This window comes from Arthrobacter sp. TMN-50, from assembly GCF_054511125.1.
This window is the reverse complement of sequence record NZ_JBTNDG010000001.1, coordinates 774,449-792,371: the sequence shown is the minus strand read 5'-3', so window position 1 is coordinate 792,371 and position 17,923 is coordinate 774,449. Positions and strand designations below refer to the sequence as shown.

The following is a 17,923-nucleotide window of genomic DNA, read 5'->3' as shown; positions in this document are numbered from 1 at the left end:
GTTAGGGTGGGACATTGAAGACCTCCTGGTCGGTGGATGCTCTTGACAAGCCCCACTACACCCGGAGGTCTTCTTCATGTCACCACACCACGCCGACCGTCACCAACCTCTATGGTCAATACACCTAGCCCTTCCTGCAGGGGGACAGCCACCCGTGTTAACCAGTATTTCGGTCGCTCCCGGCACACCACCGAATAGTTGCTTAAGCTACCAAGATGACCGAACCAGCCTTGCCGGACCCGGCATACCTCACCCAGATCGATTCCGAGACCCAACGCCGTCTGCTCACGGCAGTTTCGCCCGAGTCATCGTTCGAGGGTGCACCGGAAGACCTCCGCGCCGCGCTCGGCGCCCACGGCGTCGACACCGCCGTCGGGGCCGAACTTCACGGCGCCGGTGACGGGCCGTCGCTCCCCATCCGCACCAACGGTGCGCTGACCGGACGCTGGGTTCAATCCCAGCAGTGGCGCGGACGCAACCCGCTCCCGGCCGGCGTCGTCTCAGACACCTGGCGGCGTCCACCGACTTCGGTAACGTCAGCTACCGCATCCCGGGCATCCACCCGCTGATCAAGATCGCCGACCAGGCTACCGCCCTACACACGACCGACTTCGCCGTCGCAGCCGCCTCCGAGGCAGCGGTGCTGGGAGCCTACGACGGCGCAGCCGGCTCGCGCTCACGGCACTGGATTACCTGATGGACCCAACGCTTCAGCAGCAGGTGCGCCAGGACTTTGAGGAGCAAGGGGGGGGGGCGCCATCGACGTTCCCTCCTACTTCGACTGACCAGCACAACCCTCCGAAACGAAACCCGCGCGACTCGAGTCAAGGGAGCACCAGTCATGTCCACCACCGCCGCAAGGCCGTCGAGGAAGTATGAGCCCGAGCCCGGGAACGGCATCTTCCTGCCCGAGTAGCCCGCCCTCACTGGCCGCGGAATAGGTCCGCCGTAGGCGCCGTTGTGGCTAGTGAACCCAAGCTGGAGGTACGTCGTGACCAAGATTTATGCCCTGCATGAAAATCCTGAATGGTTCCCACCATTCGCCGAGGCCTTCGAAGCCGAGGGCGTCGACGTCGAGGAGTGGCTGCTCACCGACGGCATCCTCGACCTCGACCGGGAGCCGCCCGAGGGCATCTTCTGGTCGCGGATCAGCGCGTCGTCGCATACCCGGGGCCACGGACTGTCCAAGGACTACGCCCGGGCAGTGCTGTCGTGGCTCGAGGCCCACGGCCGCCGAACGGTCAACGGGCGGCGGATCCTTGAGTTGGAGATGAGCAAGATTGACCAGCTGACCGCGTTGAAGGCCGCAGGTATCGAGACGCCGCGCACCGTCGCCGCCATCGGGAAGCACCGGATTCTCGACGCCGCGGCAAGCTTCCCCACGCCGTTCATCACCAAGCACAACCAGGGCGGCAAGGGTCTGGGCGTGCGGAAGTTCGAGAGCCACGAGGAGCTGGCCGACTACGTGGGATCGCCCGAGTTCGAAGAACCCCAGGACGGCATCACGCTGATCCAGGAGTTCATTCAGGCGGCAGAACCCATTATTACGCGGGTGGAAATTGTCGGCGGCGAGTTTATCTACGCCATCCAGGCCGACACGGCGCGCGGCGGATTCCAGCTGTGTCCGGCGGACGCCTGCGCGATCGATCCGGTGACCGGCAAGCCAGTCATGCCACCCGGCGCTACGATCGAACCCGAGGACGGGCAGCAGCTGTTCAGCCTCCGCGTGGGCTTCGATCACCCGATCATTGGAAGATACCTCGAGTTTGCCCGCCGGAACAACATCGAGGTGTGTGGGATCGAGTTCATTGAAACCGCCGACGGGAGGGTGCTGACCTACGACGTCAACACCAACACCAACTACAACGCGGTGGTCGAGGCTCAGGCGCCCCGGTCCGCCCCGGCCGCGCTCGTCACGTACCTCTCCTCTCTGGCTGCTACCGCCCCCGGAGCCCGACAGACGTACCAGCCGTAGCTGAGCTCCTATTACGCAACATAAACATTTCGTAATAGGCCTGAGGGTAGGGTAGCCTTACTTCCGTTGCGTCCGGACGGGCGTGAGTCACTGTTTCCCGAAAGTCGAGGAGCCCCCATGGCCCCCACCCGCATGCGCGGTTTGGCCGCTGCCGCCGCCGCAGTCGCCGCTATCCTTGCCCTGTCCGCCTGCAGTACCGGCTCCGCGGACGGCGGCTCCAGCTCCGAGGGTCTCGAGGCTGCGGGTGCGGCGGATCAGTTCCCCGTCACCCTCGAGCATGCCTTCGGAGAGACCGTCATCGAGGAGCTTCCTGAGCGGGTGGCAACCGTTGACTGGGTGAACGCCGATGTGGCGCTGGCCCTCGGCGTCGTTCCCGTTGGCATGCAAAGTGATGAGTACGGGGGCAACCAGAACGCTTCCACGCCATGGAAAGACGCCAAGCTGGAACAACTCGGCGCGGCCATCGGTACCGAGAACGCACCGGTGCAGTACTCGGAGGCCGACGGTTACGCGTTCGACGAAGTTGCGGCCACCAACCCGGACGTCATTCTGGCGGCCTACTCAGGACTGACGCAGGAAGATTACGACACCCTGAGTGAGATCGCTCCAGTGGTTGCGTACCCCGAAGTTGCCTATGGCACGCCGTGGCAGGAATCCACCCGGATCATCGGTGAAGCGCTAGGCCTGACCGAGGAAGCCGAGGAACTGGTGACCGAGACTGAGGAGACGGTCGCCTCTGCGGCCGCAGACTACCCATCGATTGTGGGTAAAACCTTCATTTACGGGAACCTTGAGCCCGCCAGCGCCGAAGGCGTCAGCATCTACACGGCCAACGATAACCGGCCACGGTTCCTCGAGTCGATCGGCATGGTGCAGGCCGATGTCGTCACCGAGAACACAGAGGGCACGGGGGAGTTTTTCATTCCCTGGTCGGCTGAGCGAGCCAACGAGCTGGAATCGGACATCTTTGTCACCTGGGTACCCGACAAGTCAACCATCGAGGCCATCGCCGAAGACCCGCTGTTGAGCCAGATCCCCGCGGTCGAGTCCGGAGCTCTGGTGGCCGACCCGGACAACACCCTGACCCTGTCGATTTCGGCAGCCAACCCGCTGAGCCTCCCCTGGGCGCTGGATACGTTCCTCCCCATGCTGGATGAGGCAGCCCAGCAGGCCGAGGGCTAAACGGCCTCCCCACTGTGACAAAGGCGTTCCCTCAAATAGGGGGCGCCTTTGGCGGCTCCGGTTGCTCTCCAGACGCGTGTGGGCTGAAATAGGATCGGCTCACTTAGTTTTACCGAAGAATGGAGAATCACCATGGCACAGCTCGACATTCACGACCTGCAGGAAGCCACCGCCTGGGATGCCGACGGCGAGAAGCTGGGCCAGGTGTCACAGGTTCACGTCGACGCGCGAACCCGCGAGCCCGCCTTTGTGACCGTGGCGCTGGGATTGTTTAATACCCGCGAGCACTTCGTTCCGTTCGAAGGCGCCCGGCTCGACGGCGGCGACTTGTATGTCGCGTACACCAAGGACACGATCGCCGATGCGCCTGATCTGACGGCGGAGTCAGAACTGACCGATGAGCAGACGGCGACTCTGCGGGACTATTACAACTTGTAGCTGCGCTTCATTCAGGAACGCGCCCGCAGTATCCTACTGCGGGCGCGTTCCTGATGCTGAGTGGGTCAGAAGACGTCGACCAGCCGGCCAACAATAAACAACACGACGCAGGCCACGAAGACCACCCCAATGCCGACCAGCCACGGAAGCGGGTTGTTTCCCTTGGAGGTTCCTTCGTCGTGACCCTGTGGGCCTACGGTCGACGATTCGCCTGGGGGTGTTTCTCCCGGTGGGACTCCGCCGCCCGGCTCGAGCCCGGTAATTTTGTCGCCCTGCGGATCGGGGTTTGGTTCTGTCATAGAGTTCCTCCTAGATTTCCCATTCAGACCTCTTGGGCGATGGATCCTTGGTTTCCTTGGGCGTCCAGGACATGGTGATATCGGCGCCCTCTTCTGTCTCACGCACAAACAGGCGAAGGTCCTCACCATAGAGGTTCTCGTGCTCCACCACGTCACCTGCCTCATGCGCCATTTCGACCAGTCGGCTGATTGCCACTGCCATGGCCCGGCCCCAGTCATGCGGGTGCTTGCTTGACGACTCTTCGGTTACAGAGAACTTGCTGTCCATAGTTGCCATTGTGCTCCTTAAGTCTCTGCAGTGGGATAGCCAGCGGGATGGTGGTTCCACGCCCACGGCAAATAATGGTAAGCCCACTGTGCAGTTCCGGGATGCTCCAACCCTAGCAGCACCCCGTTCCCGATGGGCGGTGGGCCGCCGGTCCTAGTCATGCGGCTCACGCCGGAGTGCCGCACGGGCCGCCACTCCGATGATCGCCGTGTAGGTGGGGTAGGCGAACTTCACCCGAGCGAGCGTAGCGACGTCGGTCCCCGCGGCCATCGCCGCCGCGACCGCCTGGATCACTTCGACGGCGTTCTCGCCCACCGCGTGTGCACCCAGGATCAGTTCGCGGTGCCGATCGAGCACGAGTTTCAGGAACCCCTGCTCGCGGTCGTCGATGATCGGACGCTCCACCTCGCCGTAGGGCACGACGACGACGGCCGCGTCGGTGTCACGCCGACGCGCCGCATCCTCCGTGAGTCCCACCCCCGCGTAATCCGGGTCGGTGAAACCGCCCGCCGGTAGCAGATGGTGCGGGGTGGTCCGGTGCGCGCCGAGTACTGCATTTTCTGCGGCAGTTTCGCCTTCGAAGACCGCGGCCTGCACCAGCATGCTTGAACCATTCGCGTCGCCAGCAACGAAGATGTGCGGTACATTCGACCGTAGATAATCGTCCACCGGTATGGCGTTGCGTTGAGCCTGAACCCCGGCGGTCTCCAGGGCAAGGAAGTCGGTGTTCGCAGGCCACCCGGCCGCCATCACCACCGTGTCTACCACCTCCTCGTGCTCCCCGGATTCATTGCGCCAATGCAGGCGCAGCACGTCGTCGTCCTTGGTGAGCCGGTCGATTCCGGCAATTCCCGTCTCGACACGGACGCCACGACGGCGGAACCCGTCGGTGACGGCTGCCGAGACAGCAGCGTCCTCGGTGGTGAGGATACGCGGCGCCAGATCCAGCAGCAGCACGCGGGAGCCGAGCGCGTGAAAGATAGTGGCCAGTTGAGCGCCGGTGTGCCCGCCGCCGATCACGGCGATCGCGCCAGGAAGAGCCGGCAGGTCGAGAATGTCCGGCGGAAGCACTGCATGCTCGGCGCCGGGGATGGGCAGCCGCCGTGCGCTGCCCCCAACGCAGAGGATGACGGATCCTGCGGTCACCGGGCGGCCGCTCACGGTGAGGGTGCGCGAGTTGGCGAATGATGCCTCCCCGGTGAGCAGGGTGATGCCCAGCCGGGCGACGACGTCGTCGTACCCCTTCGCTGCAAGCACCCGGTCTACGGTGGACCTGACTCGGCGGACAATCTGGGGCCAGTCGACCGACGGTTCGGCGACCACGATTCCATAGTCATAGGCGGTGCGGACCTCCCGATACAGGCGGGCCGTCTTCGCCAGGACCCGGGTGGGCACGCACCCGGAGTTCACGCAGGTGCCGCCGAGACGGGCACGCTCCACCACGCCCACCCGGGCGCCTAACTCTGCGGCCCGCACCGCGGCAGCCATGCCCGCCGGACCCGCACCGATAATGAGGACATCGAAGTCGTATTCCATGGCATAGCTCCCGACGGTGACTGGTGTGATGGCGTTCCTGTTCCCTGTATAGCAGGCAATCACTCCGAAGCTCACGCACCTGCTCCCATCCTTCCGGCCGTACCGGTAATCTCGGGGTATGACAACCCAACCGGATACCCTCCGGGACACCCGGAAGAGCGCGGCGAACCTGATTCCGGCGGTGCTCGTTGCCTTCTCGGGGTTTGTCATGTTCGGGCTCGATCAGCGGTGGCTGGGCTACCTGCTGCTCGCGGCGGCGCTGGTGTCGTCGTTCTTCATTGGCCGGCAGTTGTTCAAGGATCTGGCCCTGCTGGCGCTGGGCCTGGTCATGATGAGCCTCGTGCCCATCACCACCGATATCAGCTTCAGTCACATGCTCATCATGGGGACCGCGATGATCCTTGCGGTGGGATTGCCGTATTCGATTTCCCGCTTTGTGTTCAAGGACCATGCGATTCGTTTCCCTGTCTTCACGGGTCAAACGTGGACCCGGACCGAACGCTGGTATCTGGTGGCCGTCGTGATGATGGGGTATCTCCTGCTTCCTGTCTACATGATTCCTACGGGCGTGTTTGAGAACTGGCCCGCGGCATCCGACGGGAGTACCGTGGCGAGGCTCTTCCTGGGGACCAACGTGCTGGGCATCTGGGACGAGCTGTTCTTCATCTGCACCGCCTTCACCTTGCTGCGGCGGCACTTGCCGGACTGGCAGGCCAACCTGCTGCAGGCGGTGCTGTTCACCTCGTTCCTCTGGGAACTCGGTTTCCACGCCTGGGGGCCGCTGCTGATTTATCCGTTCGCGCTGGTGCAGGGATGGATCTTCAAGAAGACCAAGTCATTGAGTTACATCGTGGCGGTCCACCTGTTGTTCGACTTCGTGCTGTTCCTGGTGCTCATTCACGCGCACAACCGCGAATGGTTCGACATCTTCCTTTACTGATCCAAAAAGGTAACGAGGGTTAGGCGAAGCCCCCGAGCGCCGTCACGATTGGGACCGCGGACGCCGCGGCCCACGCCTGTGGGCGGCAGGAGGCCGGGTAGGGCACTGGTGGCCAGACGTCGTCGGACGCGTGACCCGAGAACAGCTCGGGGAGGCGCCAGTCGAAGCCTTCGGCGGCACGGAGCAGCCCGGAGGCGAGGGTTCGAGCCTCGTCGGCGAAGCCGTCCTTGATGAATCCGCTGATAATCATGCCGGTGTCGTGGCTCCACACGGAACCGGCGTGGTAGCGGGTGGGCCAGAACCCACCATTGGTGGTGGAAACTGTCCTGATGCCATACCCGGAGAACATGGTCGGGTCCATCAACCGGCGGACCACAGCGGTCTGCTCCTCACGGTTCAGGATGCCGGTGCCGAGCAGGTGGCCCATGTTGCTTGTGACTCCGTCAACCGGTCGCTTCGCGGCGTCGAGCGCAATGGCCGGGTAGGCTCCCAGCTCGTCGCTGCACCAGAAAGATTCGCGGAAGCGGAGCTCGAGTTTGTCGGCATAGTCCCGCCAGTCGCCCGCGCCCGGCCGGCCAAATGAGTCAAGGAGGGCAGCCCCGCCCACGGCGGCTTCGTAGGCGTAGGCCTGGACCTCTGCGAGGGCGATCGGACCATCGGCAAGTGCGCCGTCGTGCCAGCGGATTGAATCCCCCGAGTCCTTCCATCCCTGGTTGGCCAGCCCATGCCCACTGGTGTCAAGGTACTCGAGGAAGCCGTCGCCGTCGGAATCCCCGTGGTCACGCAGCCAGACCAGCGCCGCTTCCAAATGATCAAGCAGCGCTTCCACTTCGGCTGAGGGCAGACCGGCTCGCCACGCGTCGTGCAGCAAGGAGATCCACAGGGGCGTGGCGTCGATAGTTCCGAAATAGACGGGAGGGAGGGACATCCCATTTCCGCCCTCTTCGAACTGCAACGTTCCCCGGCGCACCTCGTGCAAGATCTTGCCCGGCTGCTCGGCGGTCTGCGGATCGGTGCTGTCACCCTGCCGTGAGGCCAGGGCACGCAGGGTGCTGCCCGCCAAGGCAGTGTTGAGGGGTAGGAGCATCCGCGCAGCAATCAGGGAGTCCCGCCCAAACATGGTGAAAAACCACGGGGCACCGGCCGCCAGGAAGGTGTCTTCAGGACGATCGGCGGTCGCCATCCGGAGGCCGTTGAGGTCGGAGATCGACCGGCTCATCAGGCGTTGTAGCCGCGGCTCGGGAACTCTCGGGGCCGTCAGCGCCGGGGTGCTAGGGGCGATCATGGGAGCAGCTGAGTCGGCGAGGGAAACCCGCCAGGGAAGGACAACCGTTCCGCCCGGTTCCACCTCGATCATCCAGCTCAGCCGAATCTGGCTGCCATCGTATTCGGTGCGGGCCGTACCAGAATCCAAAGATATCGACGTGTCCGAGCCGCGCCAGTTCCACTGTGGCCCTGAGATATTGAGGTCGGGCTCAGGAGCGGAACCGGATTTGACTTTCTCCATCGGAGTGCTGTCCGCCAGCAAGTGGCACTGAACCTCGAGGTGTGCCAAAAAGCTATGCGCTGATTCAATTCGGATCTCCTCGCTGACGCCGTGAGCATCGGCAATGCGGGACCGGGTGAGGTAAAGCAGGGGGTCGGCGACGGGGGACTGCACCCGAACGAAGTAGAGGTAGTCCACCTGGCTAGCAGAACGAACCTGGGTCGACACCCACTCAGGTTCCTCCCCGTTGACGGTCAGGATGGATTCCCTGATGACCCGGTCATCACCGCAGTGAATGCCCTGCGCCCCGTGGCCCCGGATCTGCCCATGATCGTCTGCCCAGGCCTGGACCGGCGCGCTGAAAACTCCGGTGAGGTTGTGCAAGTACGGCTGGCGGTGGGCCACATGAACTCCTTGGTGCTGGGTGGTGTCGCCTTGACGCTATCGCCAAAACGTTATTGGATCGTTCAAATTAGTGATTGACATCATATTTGAACGTTCATATTGTTGTAAACAGGCAGCGACATTATGAAGTTGCGAATCGATCGGAAATCGCAGTCGGTCGGGCACACGAGGGTTCGGGCACACGAGGGAGTGAAATGGAAAAGGCAACGCTGGTGAGTCTGGCTGAGTCCCTTGGCGTTTCCCGCCAGACCATCTCCAACGTTATCAATGCCCCTCATCGGGTCAAACCAGCGACCCGCCTGCGGGTGGAGCACGCCATCGCAGAGAGCGGATACCGGCCCAGCGCTGCCGCTCGGCAGCTGAGGACCCGCCGCTCCATGAACCTCGGCATCCGCATGATGCCTGTGGTGGACGGCATCAACGGCTCTATCCTCGACCGTTTCCTTCACGCTCTCACCGAGGCGGCCCAGGAGGGCGGCTACCGTCTGACCCTGTTTAGCGCAGCGACCGACGATGAGGAAGTCCGCCAGTACGAAGACCTCCTCAACGTCGCAGACCTCGACGGGTTTGTTCTCACCGGTACCCACCACGGGGACCAACGCACCACGTGGCTGCTCCAAAATGAGATCCCGTTCGCTTCGTTCGGACGGCCCTGGAGCGACACTGAGGATCCTTTTAGTTCACTTCATCCCTGGGTGGATGTTGACGGGGGCGCTGGGACCGAGCAGGCCACCCGCCTGCTGCTGGACCAGGGTCACACCGCCATCGGGTTTATTGGTTGGCCCGAGGGTTCCGGCGCCGGCGATGACCGCCGCAACGGGTGGCGTCGTGCCATGAACGCTTCCGTTGGCGGAGCGGCCGGTCTTGAGGTGAGGGCCGACGACGGTGTCCCCGCCGGTGCCCGGGCTGCGGAACAGCTCATGGCGGCGGGAGCCACCGCCGTCGTCTGCGCGAGCGACAGCTTTGCGTTGGGCGCACTCGCGGCGTTTCGCCAGCATCGTCCTGCCCCGGTCACCCCCGATGTCATTGGTTTTGACGATACCCCGGTCGCTGCCGCCGTCGGGCTGTCTAGCGTTGCCCAGCCCATTGAGGACGCCGCCCGTCACATCATCCGGGTACTCACCCATACCCTATCCGGCGATGCGGAAAGCGGCCGTCCAGATAAACACCTGCTGTTGCGGCCCACCCTGACGCAGCGGTTCCCCCACCCTCTGGCCGGCGACGGCTGGCTGACGTGACCCACACACTTCATCCCCCTAGATAGCCCGAAGTAAACAAAAGAATGAGGAACAGACAATGAAGACTGGAAACTTCCGCACCCGCAGGAAGACGTTAGCCGTTGCCGTTACAGCCGCAGCGGCCCTGGCACTGAGCGCCTGTGGCGGATCGGGATTCTCGGGATCGGACGGTGAGTCCACCGAATCCGAGGGCGCCACCGACGCCCCGATCTCCGTGCTGATCGGCTCCTCCGGCGACGCCGAGACCACGGCCGTCACCGATACCGTCGACGCCTGGGCCACCGAGTCCGGCATGGACGCCAGCGTCAGCGTGGCTTCCGACCTGCCGCAACAGCTCAGCCAGGGCTTCGCCTCCGGCGAACCAGCCGACGTGTTCTACGTGTCCACCGACCTGTTCGCCGGTTACGCGGCAAACGGCTCCCTGGAACCCTACGGTGACGACTTGGAGAACAAGGACGACTTTTACCCCGCCCTACGGGAGGCCTTCACCTACGAGGACCAGCTGTACTGTGCACCCAAGGACTTCTCCACCCTGGGCCTGATCATCAACAACACGCTGTGGGAGGAAGCGGGCCTCACTGAGGACGACATCCCCACCACCTGGGAAGAGCTCAGCACCGTCGCCGAAAAGCTCACCACCGATGACGTGGTTGGGCTCGGAATCGGCCCCGAATTCCAGCGCCTCGGCGTCTTCACCGCACAGGCTGGCGGGGGACTGGTCACCGACGGTGAAGCCACCGTCAACAGCGCAGAGAATCTCGAGGGCCTCACCTATGTGCAGGAGCTCATGAACGACGGCGCTGCCGCCTTTTCATCAGAACTCGGCGCGGGCTGGGGTGGCGAGGCCTTCGGGAAGGGGTTGGCCGCCATGGTGATCGAAGGCAACTGGATCACAGGAGCCATGACGAATGACTTTCCCGACGTCGACTACCAGGTAGCCGAACTTCCGGCTGGCCCTGCCGGACCGGGCACCCTGCAGTTCACCAACTGCTGGGGCATCGCCGCTGACAGCGACAACATCGAGGGCGCCAAGGAACTAGTAGCGCACCTAACCTCGGTAGAGAGTCAGCTAGGTTTCGCCGAAGCGTTCGGTGTCATGCCGTCGGTGCAGTCGGCCGCCGAGGAATGGGCCACCACGTACCCGGACTTCGCGGCGTTCATCGCCGGTGGTGACTATGCGCAGAACCTGCCAGCCCAGCCCGGTGCGTCGGACGTGCTCGCAGAGCTGAACGCACAGCTGGAAACGATCAAAACTGCCGACATCCAGCAAGTTCTTGACACCCTTCAGACTGACATGGAAGCGGTCGTCGCAGACGCTGGATAGAGCATGAGGAAGCAGTGAAACAGCCGCGGGAGCGCTTTTTTGGGGGGCGCTCCCGCGGTCCATCCCATCGTTGGAGAACCAGTAGCCGCATTCAAGACCAGCAGGTAACAGAGCGAGGACGCAGTGGCACGAAGTACAGCGGCAAAGAAGCCGGCTAACACGACAGATGCAAAGCCTGGATACCGTAAAAGTACGGGCATTCAGGGCCGCACAGGCCTGACAGGGTGGCTATTCATCTCACCCGTTGTCCTTATTCTGGGACTGTTCCTGGTTATCCCGGTCCTGATGGCGATATGGGTCAGCCTCTCTGGCTGGACTGGTCGAGGGAGTCCCTTCTCAGGGGACGTCGAATTCGTCGGGGTGGAGAACTACTCCAGCATCCTCGGAGGGGAGGGCCTTGCTGCCCGGGACTTCGGCACTGCCATCCGCAATAATTTCTACTACGTTCTGCTGGTGGTCCCACTGCAGACAGCCTTGGCCATGTTCCTTGCGGTGATGGTCAACCGACAGTTCCTCAAAGGGCGCGGCTTCTTCCGCACCGCGTTTTACTTTCCTTCGGTCACCAGTTCCGTGGCGATTACCGTGCTCTGGCTGTTCCTCTTCAGTGCAACGGGTGTGGTGAACAAGGTGTTGTCCTATTTTGCGATCGACGGACCCAATTGGTTCCAGGACCCTCGTGGTGTCTTTCACATTGTATTTTCGGTATTCGGGCTGGACCGCGCGCCGGCTACCCTTCAGGATCCCGCGTTTCTGGGGATTTCCGGCTGGGAATGGCTGGCCGGGCCATCCGTCGCGATGAGCGCGTTCGTGCTGATGGCCATCTTCACCACCTCGGGCACTTTCATGCTGCTCTTCATCGCGGCGCTGCAGAATGTCAGCGGCGAAGTGCAGGAGGCCGCCCTGGTTGACGGCGCCACCGGCTGGCAGCGGTTCTGGCAGGTAACCCTCCCCATGCTGCGCCCCACCCTGTTCACGGTCCTCACCCTCGGGCTCATTGGTACCTGGCAGGTTTTTGACCAGATCTACACCGGGACCCAGGGCGGCCCCGCCAAAACTACGCTCACCCCGGCCTACCTGTCCTTCAACACGGCATTTAACAACCAGAACTGGGGTGAAGGCGCGGCGATAGCCTTCATTCTTTTCGGCATCATTGTGGCGCTCACCCTGCTGCAGCGATACGCGCTACGGGAACGGGACGTTCCCAGACGGAACCGGATGGTACCGGTCGGTGCCGATCCCAAGACTGCCGCCGCCCACAGGTCGGCCGTCCGCCACGAGGACCGCACCGGGCCGAACCGTCATTCCGACGACGGCCCGGATGACACAGCAACCACCAAGGGAGACCGGCGATGAGTACCGTCTTAGCACCTTTTCCGGCACCCGATGCGTCAAATCGGCCCCTGAACCGCCGGCGGAAAGTCACCCGCGGCGCCTGGATCACCTACATTCTGCTGATCGTCCTAGCGGTCATCTACGTCTTCCCGTTCGTCATCCAGGTGGCCACGTCCTTCAAGACCGAACCCGATGCCGCCCAGGATCCGCTGGGGCTCATCCCGCAACACTGGACCTTCGCCGCTTACGAGACGCTCTTCGCGAACTCGGACTTCCCGATCTGGGGGCGGAACTCCTTCATCGTCACAGTCTTCGTGACCGCCGGACGGGTATTTTTCAACTGCCTGGCAGGCTACGCGCTGGCCCGTATCAACTTCCGCGGCAGGGGCCTTGTCTTCGCCCTCCTGGTCGGTGTCATGGCGGTGCCCGGCGTCGTACTGTTGATTCCCAAGTTCCTCGTGATCAACCAGCTTGGCATCTATGACACCTTCGTTGGCATGATCGTGCCACTGCTGGCCGACGCAGCGGGAGTTTTTATCATGAAGAACTTCTTCGAATCCATCCCACCCAGTGTCGAAGAACAGGCCCGAGTGGACGGGGCCGGGACGTTCCGCACGTTCTGGTCCATCGTCTTGCCCATGGCGAGGCCCGCGGTCATGACCATTGTGATCCTGTCGTTCCAGGGGTCCTGGAACGAACTGAACCACTTCATTATCTCGACCCAGGATCCAGGTTTGACCACCCTCACGAAGGGCGTAGCACAGCTGGCGTCCGGCCAGTTGAGCCAGGGAAATCAATATCCGCTGAAGCTGGCCGCAGCCGCACTGATGACCATTCCGGTGGCCATTGTCTTCTTCATCTTCCAGAAAAAGATCATGAACGCCTCAGCTGGAGCCGTGAAGGAGTAGCATTCCCCGGGCAGCGTGTCGAGCCAGGGATGTGGTGGGTCTACCCCGGGGAGGGGTCAGCCCCGGGGCTTGAGGGCGGGGGAGCCCGGGACGCCGTCGCCGGCGGCCAGCCCGGTCAGGGCCGCGCGCATGGCGTCCAGCGAGGAATGCTCGGGCTCCCACCCCAGCAGCGCGCGGGCCCGGTCGGTGTCCATCACCGGGGCCTGCGCTGCCATGTCGATCCACCCTGGATCGGTGCGCTGCAGCCCCATCACCCAGGTCAGGCCGACGACGGCGCGCAGCACCTTCACCGGAAGGTTCACCACACGTCTGGCACCCAGTTGGCCAGCGACTTTCGCCGGAGTCAGCACCGGCTCGGCAGCGATGTTGAACGCGCCGCCAATGCGTCGGGTGACGGCCCGCCAGTAGGCGTCGGCGACGTCGTCGGCGTGGACCGCCTGGAAAATCAGCCGATCCGGAATGGGGAGCAGCGGGAGCCGTAACCGGTCCAGCAGGAACTTCGGCACCAGCGGTCCAAGGAAGTACCGGCCAATCTCGCTTCCCGCGTCCGACTGGAAAATCAGGCCGGGACGCAGTCGGGTGACGGGGATTTCCGGGTATCGCCGGTCGAAATCGTCAAGCAGCGCCTCCTGCTCCGCCTTATGCCGGCTGTAATGTGAGGTGTTGATCCCGCCGTGGGGCCAGCTCTCGTCCACACGCTGCCCCTTGGAAGCTGGGCTGTACGCACCAACTGAGGAGGCGCAGACAAAGTGGCGCACGGCGGCGTCGGCGGTTGCCTGCAGCGCGTTGGCGGTACCGGTGACATTGGTGCGGTGCATCGCCGGCTCGTTGCGGTTCGGCTGGATCGCCCAAGCCAGATGGACGACGGCGTCCACGCCCTTGAGCGCAGCGGTCAGCGCCAGGCGTCCGTCGTCGGTCCCGATATCCAAGGCGTGCCACTCACAGTTGGCGTAGGGTGCCCGGGTGACGTCGGGTAGCCGGCGTGCGAATCCGACCACCTCGACGCCCCCAGGATGTTCACCCGCGGCTCGCTGCAACCGTCGCAGCACGGCCGTTCCGACGTTGCCTGTGGCACCAATCACAGCGACGCGGAGCGGACCGGAGGGAGAAAATGGTGAAGAAGCCATTCGTCAACGGTAATCCTTAGGTAGGCTTATGCACTAGTAAGGGTCCTTACAATGACTTACGAGACCTGGACAGAACTATGAGGAGGTACCAATGGCACGGAGCGGCGGCACAGCGGCGGATTCGCCGGAAGCGCAGACTCTGGACAAGGCCCAGAACGCGCCACATCCTGACGATGACCGGAAACCGGATAGCCCTGCGGACCTGAAAAAGCCCGCCTGGGGGTACGTCCTCCGGCGGACCATCCGGGAATTTGGCAAGGACCAGTGCACCGATCTGGCTGCAGCGTTGACCTATTACGCGGTGCTGGCCATCTTCCCCGCCCTGCTGGCGCTGGTGTCCTTGCTTGGCGTGTTCGGGCAGGCAGAGACCACGACCGCTGCGGTTCTCGACATCCTTGAGGGGGTAGCACCTGGAGCCTCCGAGAACCTTAAACCAACCATCGAGGGACTCGCGTCATCTTCCGGGGCGGGTCTGACCCTGGTGATCGGTATCCTTGGCGCCGTCTGGTCGGCCTCTGGTTTCGTGGGCGCCTTCGCCCGAGCGATGAACCGGGTCTACGAGGTTGAAGAGGGCAGGCCGTTCTGGAAGCTGCGCCCAGTGATGCTGGGAATCACCCTCGCCGTGCTGCTGTTGGTGGTTCTGATGGCTCTGCTACTGGTCCTGTCTGGTCCTATCGCCGAATCGGTCGGTAATGCGATCGGCCTTGGCTCCACCGCGCTGCTGGTCTGGAACATTGCCAAATGGCCAGTGATGGTGGGGTTCGCCGTGCTGATGATCGCCCTCCTTTACTACGGTGCCCCCAACGTGAAGCAGCCGAAATTCCGTTGGATGAGCCTTGGCGCGTTTGTCGCGCTCCTGGTTCTCGCCCTGACCACCGCCGGTTTCTCCTTTTACGTGGCCAACTTCGGCAGCTACGACAAGACCTACGGTGCAATCGCTGGCGTCGTCGTGTTGCTGTTGTGGCTGTGGCTAGCCAACATCTCGCTGCTCTTCGGGGCAGAGTTCGACGCCGAACTGGAGCGCGGACGTCAACTCCAGGCCGGAATTGAAGCGGAGGAGAGCCTGCAGCTTCCGCCGCGGGACGACAAGCTGAGTAAGAAGAAGCTCGACAAGGAGCTCAAGGACATCGACGATGGCAGGGAACTGCGCCGGAAGTACGAGCGCGAATCCGGCCAGCACGGCAACGGCAGCTAACCGCCACCGACAAGAGCACGGCAATCACATTCATTACGACGACGATCAGGCTGAACCCATGACCGAGAACGAGCACAGCACCCGTGGCGCCTACGTCGACACGGGCAAGGAATTTACCCGCGACACCGCCTACATCGAGACCAGGATCACCCGGGACGGGGCCGAGGGCTATCCGGTGGAGGCGGGCCGGTACCGGCTGATCGCCGCGCGCGCGTGCCCCTGGGCTAACCGCGCCATCATCGTGCGTCGTCTACTGGGACTTGAAGACGCCATCTCGCTGGGCACCCCGGGACCGACCCACGACAAGCGGTCCTGGACCTTCGACCTCGACCCGGACGGGCGCGACCCAGTGCTCGGAATCGAGCGGTTGCAGGAGGCATTCTTCAAGCGGGACCCCGAGTATCCGCGCGGAATCACGGTACCCGCGATAGTCGATGTGCCCTCCGGGGCGGTAGTCACCAACAACTTCCCGCAAATCACCCTGGATTTCTCCACCGAGTGGAAGGACTTTCACCGGGACGGCGCCCCCGATCTATACCCGGCAGGACGCCGCGAGGAAATCGACGAGGTCAGCAAGCGGCTGTTTACCGAGGTGAATAACGGGGTCTACCGGTGCGGATTTGCCGGCTCGCAGGAGGCCTACAACGCAGCCTACGACCGGCTGTTCAGCGCCCTTGACTGGCTGGAAGAGCGTCTGCGGCACCGGCGGTTCCTGGTCGGCGACACCATTACCGAGGCCGACGTCAGGCTGTTCACCACGCTGGTGCGTTTCGACGCCGTCTACCATGGGCACTTCAAGTGCAACCGTAACAAGCTCACCGAGATGCCCGCCCTCTGGGGGTATGCCCGCGACCTGTTCCAGACGCCCGGCTTCGGTGACACGGTGGACTTCGACCAGATCAAGGACCACTACTACATCGTCCACGAGGACATCAACCCTACCGGGATCGTGCCCAAGGGTCCGGACCTGGCCAGCTGGCACACCGAGCACCGGCGGGAAGGCCTGGGAGGGCGCCCCTTCGGTCGGGGTACCCCTCCAGCCGCCGTCTAAAGGTCAGAATCGTCGATTTGAAACCTGCGTGCCGTTTGCGTCGGACCGCTCCCGAACCTTTCCCATTAGGATACAGAACCGTTTCCTAATGAAGGTAACGATAGGCTAGCCTTACTTCTGTCCGAGATTTGACGGGAAGGAGTCGCGCCGTGGCAATGCAGACCGCGTCAGTCTCTTCCGAAAATCCTCTCGTCCCGCCCAGGATCAGGCCCAGCGGTCAGAGGCGGGCCCTCAAGCTCGGGGCAGCGGTGCTTGTCCTCGCCCTGATCTGCGTCGCGTCGCTGGCGTTCGGCTCCCGACCCATCAGCTTCGACGTGTTGGTCGCCGCGCTGACCAACTTCGACCCGACCAACGGGGACCATGCGGTGGTCCACTCCCGGATCCCCCGCACGGTGACCGGCGTGATGGTCGGCGCCGCCCTTGGCCTTGCGGGCGCCGCCATGCAGGGGGTGGCCCGCAATCCCTTGGCTGATCCAGGCATCCTCGGCGTCAACGCTGGCGCAGCTCTGGCCATCGTCGCCGGTATTTACGTCTTCGGGGTGGCCGATGTGACCGGCTACCTCTGGTTCGCCTTCGCCGGTGCCGCGGTTGCCGCCGTCGTCGTCTATGCCATCGCGAGCCTGGGCCGGGATGGCGCAACACCCATCAAACTGGCCCTCGCCGGGGCTGCCCTGTCCGCCGGGTTGGGCAGCCTAATGAACGCCGTCCTCGTCGCCAGCCAGGAGACCCTTGACCGGTTCCGGTTCTGGCAGGTGGGCACCGTCTCCGGTCGGGGCTGGGACGTCCTCCTTCCGGTTCTGCCGTTCCTGATCGTCGGGATCCTGCTGACCCTGGCAACCGGCAAGGCCCTCAACAGCCTGTCCCTGGGCGACGACATCGCCAAGGGCCTCGGCCAGAACGTGGCGGCCGCCCGCGGCGTCACGGCCCTCGGCGTCGTCATCCTCTGCGGTGCTGCCACCGCGGTCGCCGGGCCCATCGCGTTCGTTGGTCTGGTGATCCCCCACATGGTGCGCGTGTTCACCGGCCCCGACTACCGCTGGATCCTGCCATTTTCGGTGGTGGTCGCGCCGGTCCTGCTGATTGGCGCCGATATCATCGGTCGGCTGATCCTCCCACCGGGGGAGGTGCCGGTAGGCATCATGACCGCCGTCGTTGGCGCTCCTGTGTTCATTTGGCTGGTCCGACGGCGAAAGCTGGCCCAGCTGTGAGCCTTTACACC

The 17,923-nt window shown here is 63.6% G+C and carries 17 protein-coding genes; 12 read left to right on the top strand and 5 right to left on the bottom strand.

Annotated features, from left to right (window positions below):
• Positions 1-215: 215 nt before the first annotated feature.
• The 4 genes from ACX80A_RS03835 to ACX80A_RS03820 all read left to right on the top strand — a co-directional run bounded on the left by ACX80A_RS03835 (position 216) and on the right by ACX80A_RS03820 (position 3,595).
• The gene (locus tag ACX80A_RS03835) at positions 216-569 is read left to right on the top strand and encodes a hypothetical protein (RefSeq protein WP_459258335.1); all 354 of its coding nucleotides are present in this window, start codon (positions 216-218) and stop codon (positions 567-569) included.
• A gap of 422 nt (positions 570-991) precedes the next feature.
• A complete protein-coding gene (locus ACX80A_RS03830) occupies positions 992-1,975 on the top strand; it encodes an ATP-grasp domain-containing protein (protein WP_459258334.1) in 984 nt (327 codons plus the stop codon).
• Positions 1,976-2,092: 117 nt separating this feature from the next.
• Positions 2,093-3,157 (top strand): ABC transporter substrate-binding protein, encoded by a 1,065-nt coding sequence (locus tag ACX80A_RS03825; protein WP_459258333.1) that lies wholly within the window; start codon positions 2,093-2,095, stop codon positions 3,155-3,157.
• 132 nt (positions 3,158-3,289) lie between these two features.
• On the top strand, positions 3,290-3,595 hold the full coding sequence (locus ACX80A_RS03820; protein WP_459258332.1) for a PRC-barrel domain-containing protein: 306 nt from the start codon (positions 3,290-3,292) through the stop codon (positions 3,593-3,595).
• Between the two features lie 65 nt (positions 3,596-3,660).
• Here the strand turns inward: ACX80A_RS03820 and ACX80A_RS03815 are convergent, their stop codons facing one another.
• The 3 genes from ACX80A_RS03815 to ACX80A_RS03805 all read right to left on the bottom strand — a co-directional run bounded on the left by ACX80A_RS03815 (position 3,661) and on the right by ACX80A_RS03805 (position 5,773).
• Positions 3,661-3,894, bottom strand: a complete 234-nt coding sequence (locus ACX80A_RS03815; RefSeq protein WP_459258331.1) for a DUF6480 family protein — start codon at positions 3,892-3,894, stop codon at positions 3,661-3,663.
• A 10-nt stretch (positions 3,895-3,904) separates the two neighbouring features.
• A complete protein-coding gene (locus tag ACX80A_RS03810; protein ID WP_459258330.1) occupies positions 3,905-4,171 on the bottom strand; it encodes a hypothetical protein in 267 nt (88 codons plus the stop codon).
• Between the two features lie 144 nt (positions 4,172-4,315).
• Positions 4,316-5,773 (bottom strand): dihydrolipoyl dehydrogenase family protein, encoded by a 1,458-nt coding sequence (locus tag ACX80A_RS03805; protein ID WP_459258329.1) that lies wholly within the window; start codon positions 5,771-5,773, stop codon positions 4,316-4,318.
• A 43-nt stretch (positions 5,774-5,816) separates the two neighbouring features.
• Here ACX80A_RS03805 and ACX80A_RS03800 point away from each other — a divergent pair, with 43 nt between their 5' ends.
• A complete protein-coding gene (locus ACX80A_RS03800) occupies positions 5,817-6,638 on the top strand; it encodes a CPBP family glutamic-type intramembrane protease (RefSeq protein WP_459258328.1) in 822 nt (273 codons plus the stop codon).
• A gap of 19 nt (positions 6,639-6,657) precedes the next feature.
• Here ACX80A_RS03800 and ACX80A_RS03795 read toward each other — a convergent pair whose 3' ends face one another.
• Complete coding sequence (locus tag ACX80A_RS03795; protein ID WP_459258327.1) at positions 6,658-8,529, bottom strand: glycogen debranching N-terminal domain-containing protein; 1,872 nt, start codon at positions 8,527-8,529, stop codon at positions 6,658-6,660.
• Between the two features lie 194 nt (positions 8,530-8,723).
• On the opposite strand from ACX80A_RS03795, the gene ACX80A_RS03790 reads away from it, so the two are divergent.
• The 4 genes from ACX80A_RS03790 (at position 8,724) to ACX80A_RS03775 (ending at position 13,331) form a co-directional block, all read left to right on the top strand.
• A complete protein-coding gene (locus tag ACX80A_RS03790; RefSeq protein ID WP_459258326.1) occupies positions 8,724-9,767 on the top strand; it encodes a LacI family DNA-binding transcriptional regulator in 1,044 nt (347 codons plus the stop codon).
• Positions 9,768-9,825: 58 nt separating this feature from the next.
• Positions 9,826-11,091 carry a sugar ABC transporter substrate-binding protein gene (locus tag ACX80A_RS03785; RefSeq protein ID WP_459258325.1) on the top strand — a complete coding sequence of 422 codons (1,266 nt, stop codon included), beginning with the start codon at positions 9,826-9,828 and terminating at the stop codon, positions 11,089-11,091.
• A gap of 198 nt (positions 11,092-11,289) precedes the next feature.
• On the top strand, positions 11,290-12,444 hold the full coding sequence (locus ACX80A_RS03780) for a carbohydrate ABC transporter permease (RefSeq protein ID WP_459258356.1): 1,155 nt from the start codon (positions 11,290-11,292) through the stop codon (positions 12,442-12,444).
• The gene (locus ACX80A_RS03775) at positions 12,441-13,331 is read left to right on the top strand and encodes a carbohydrate ABC transporter permease (RefSeq protein WP_459258324.1); all 891 of its coding nucleotides are present in this window, start codon (positions 12,441-12,443) and stop codon (positions 13,329-13,331) included. The genes ACX80A_RS03780 and ACX80A_RS03775 overlap by 4 nt, the downstream gene beginning before the upstream one ends.
• 56 nt (positions 13,332-13,387) lie before the next feature.
• On the opposite strand, the gene ACX80A_RS03770 is transcribed toward ACX80A_RS03775, so the two are convergent.
• A complete protein-coding gene (locus ACX80A_RS03770) occupies positions 13,388-14,458 on the bottom strand; it encodes an NAD-dependent epimerase/dehydratase family protein (RefSeq protein WP_459258323.1) in 1,071 nt (356 codons plus the stop codon).
• Positions 14,459-14,549: 91 nt separating this feature from the next.
• On the opposite strand from ACX80A_RS03770, the gene ACX80A_RS03765 reads away from it, so the two are divergent.
• From ACX80A_RS03765 to ACX80A_RS03755, 3 genes are all read left to right on the top strand, one after another.
• Positions 14,550-15,653: a YihY/virulence factor BrkB family protein gene (locus tag ACX80A_RS03765; RefSeq protein WP_459258322.1), complete on the top strand. Its 1,104-nt coding sequence runs from the start codon at positions 14,550-14,552 to the stop codon at positions 15,651-15,653.
• 58 nt (positions 15,654-15,711) lie between these two features.
• A complete protein-coding gene (locus ACX80A_RS03760; RefSeq protein ID WP_459258321.1) occupies positions 15,712-16,704 on the top strand; it encodes a glutathione S-transferase family protein in 993 nt (330 codons plus the stop codon).
• 155 nt (positions 16,705-16,859) lie between these two features.
• Entirely contained in the window at positions 16,860-17,912 is a 1,053-nt protein-coding gene (locus ACX80A_RS03755; RefSeq protein ID WP_459258355.1) for a FecCD family ABC transporter permease, read from the top strand.
• Positions 17,913-17,923 lie beyond the last annotated feature (11 nt).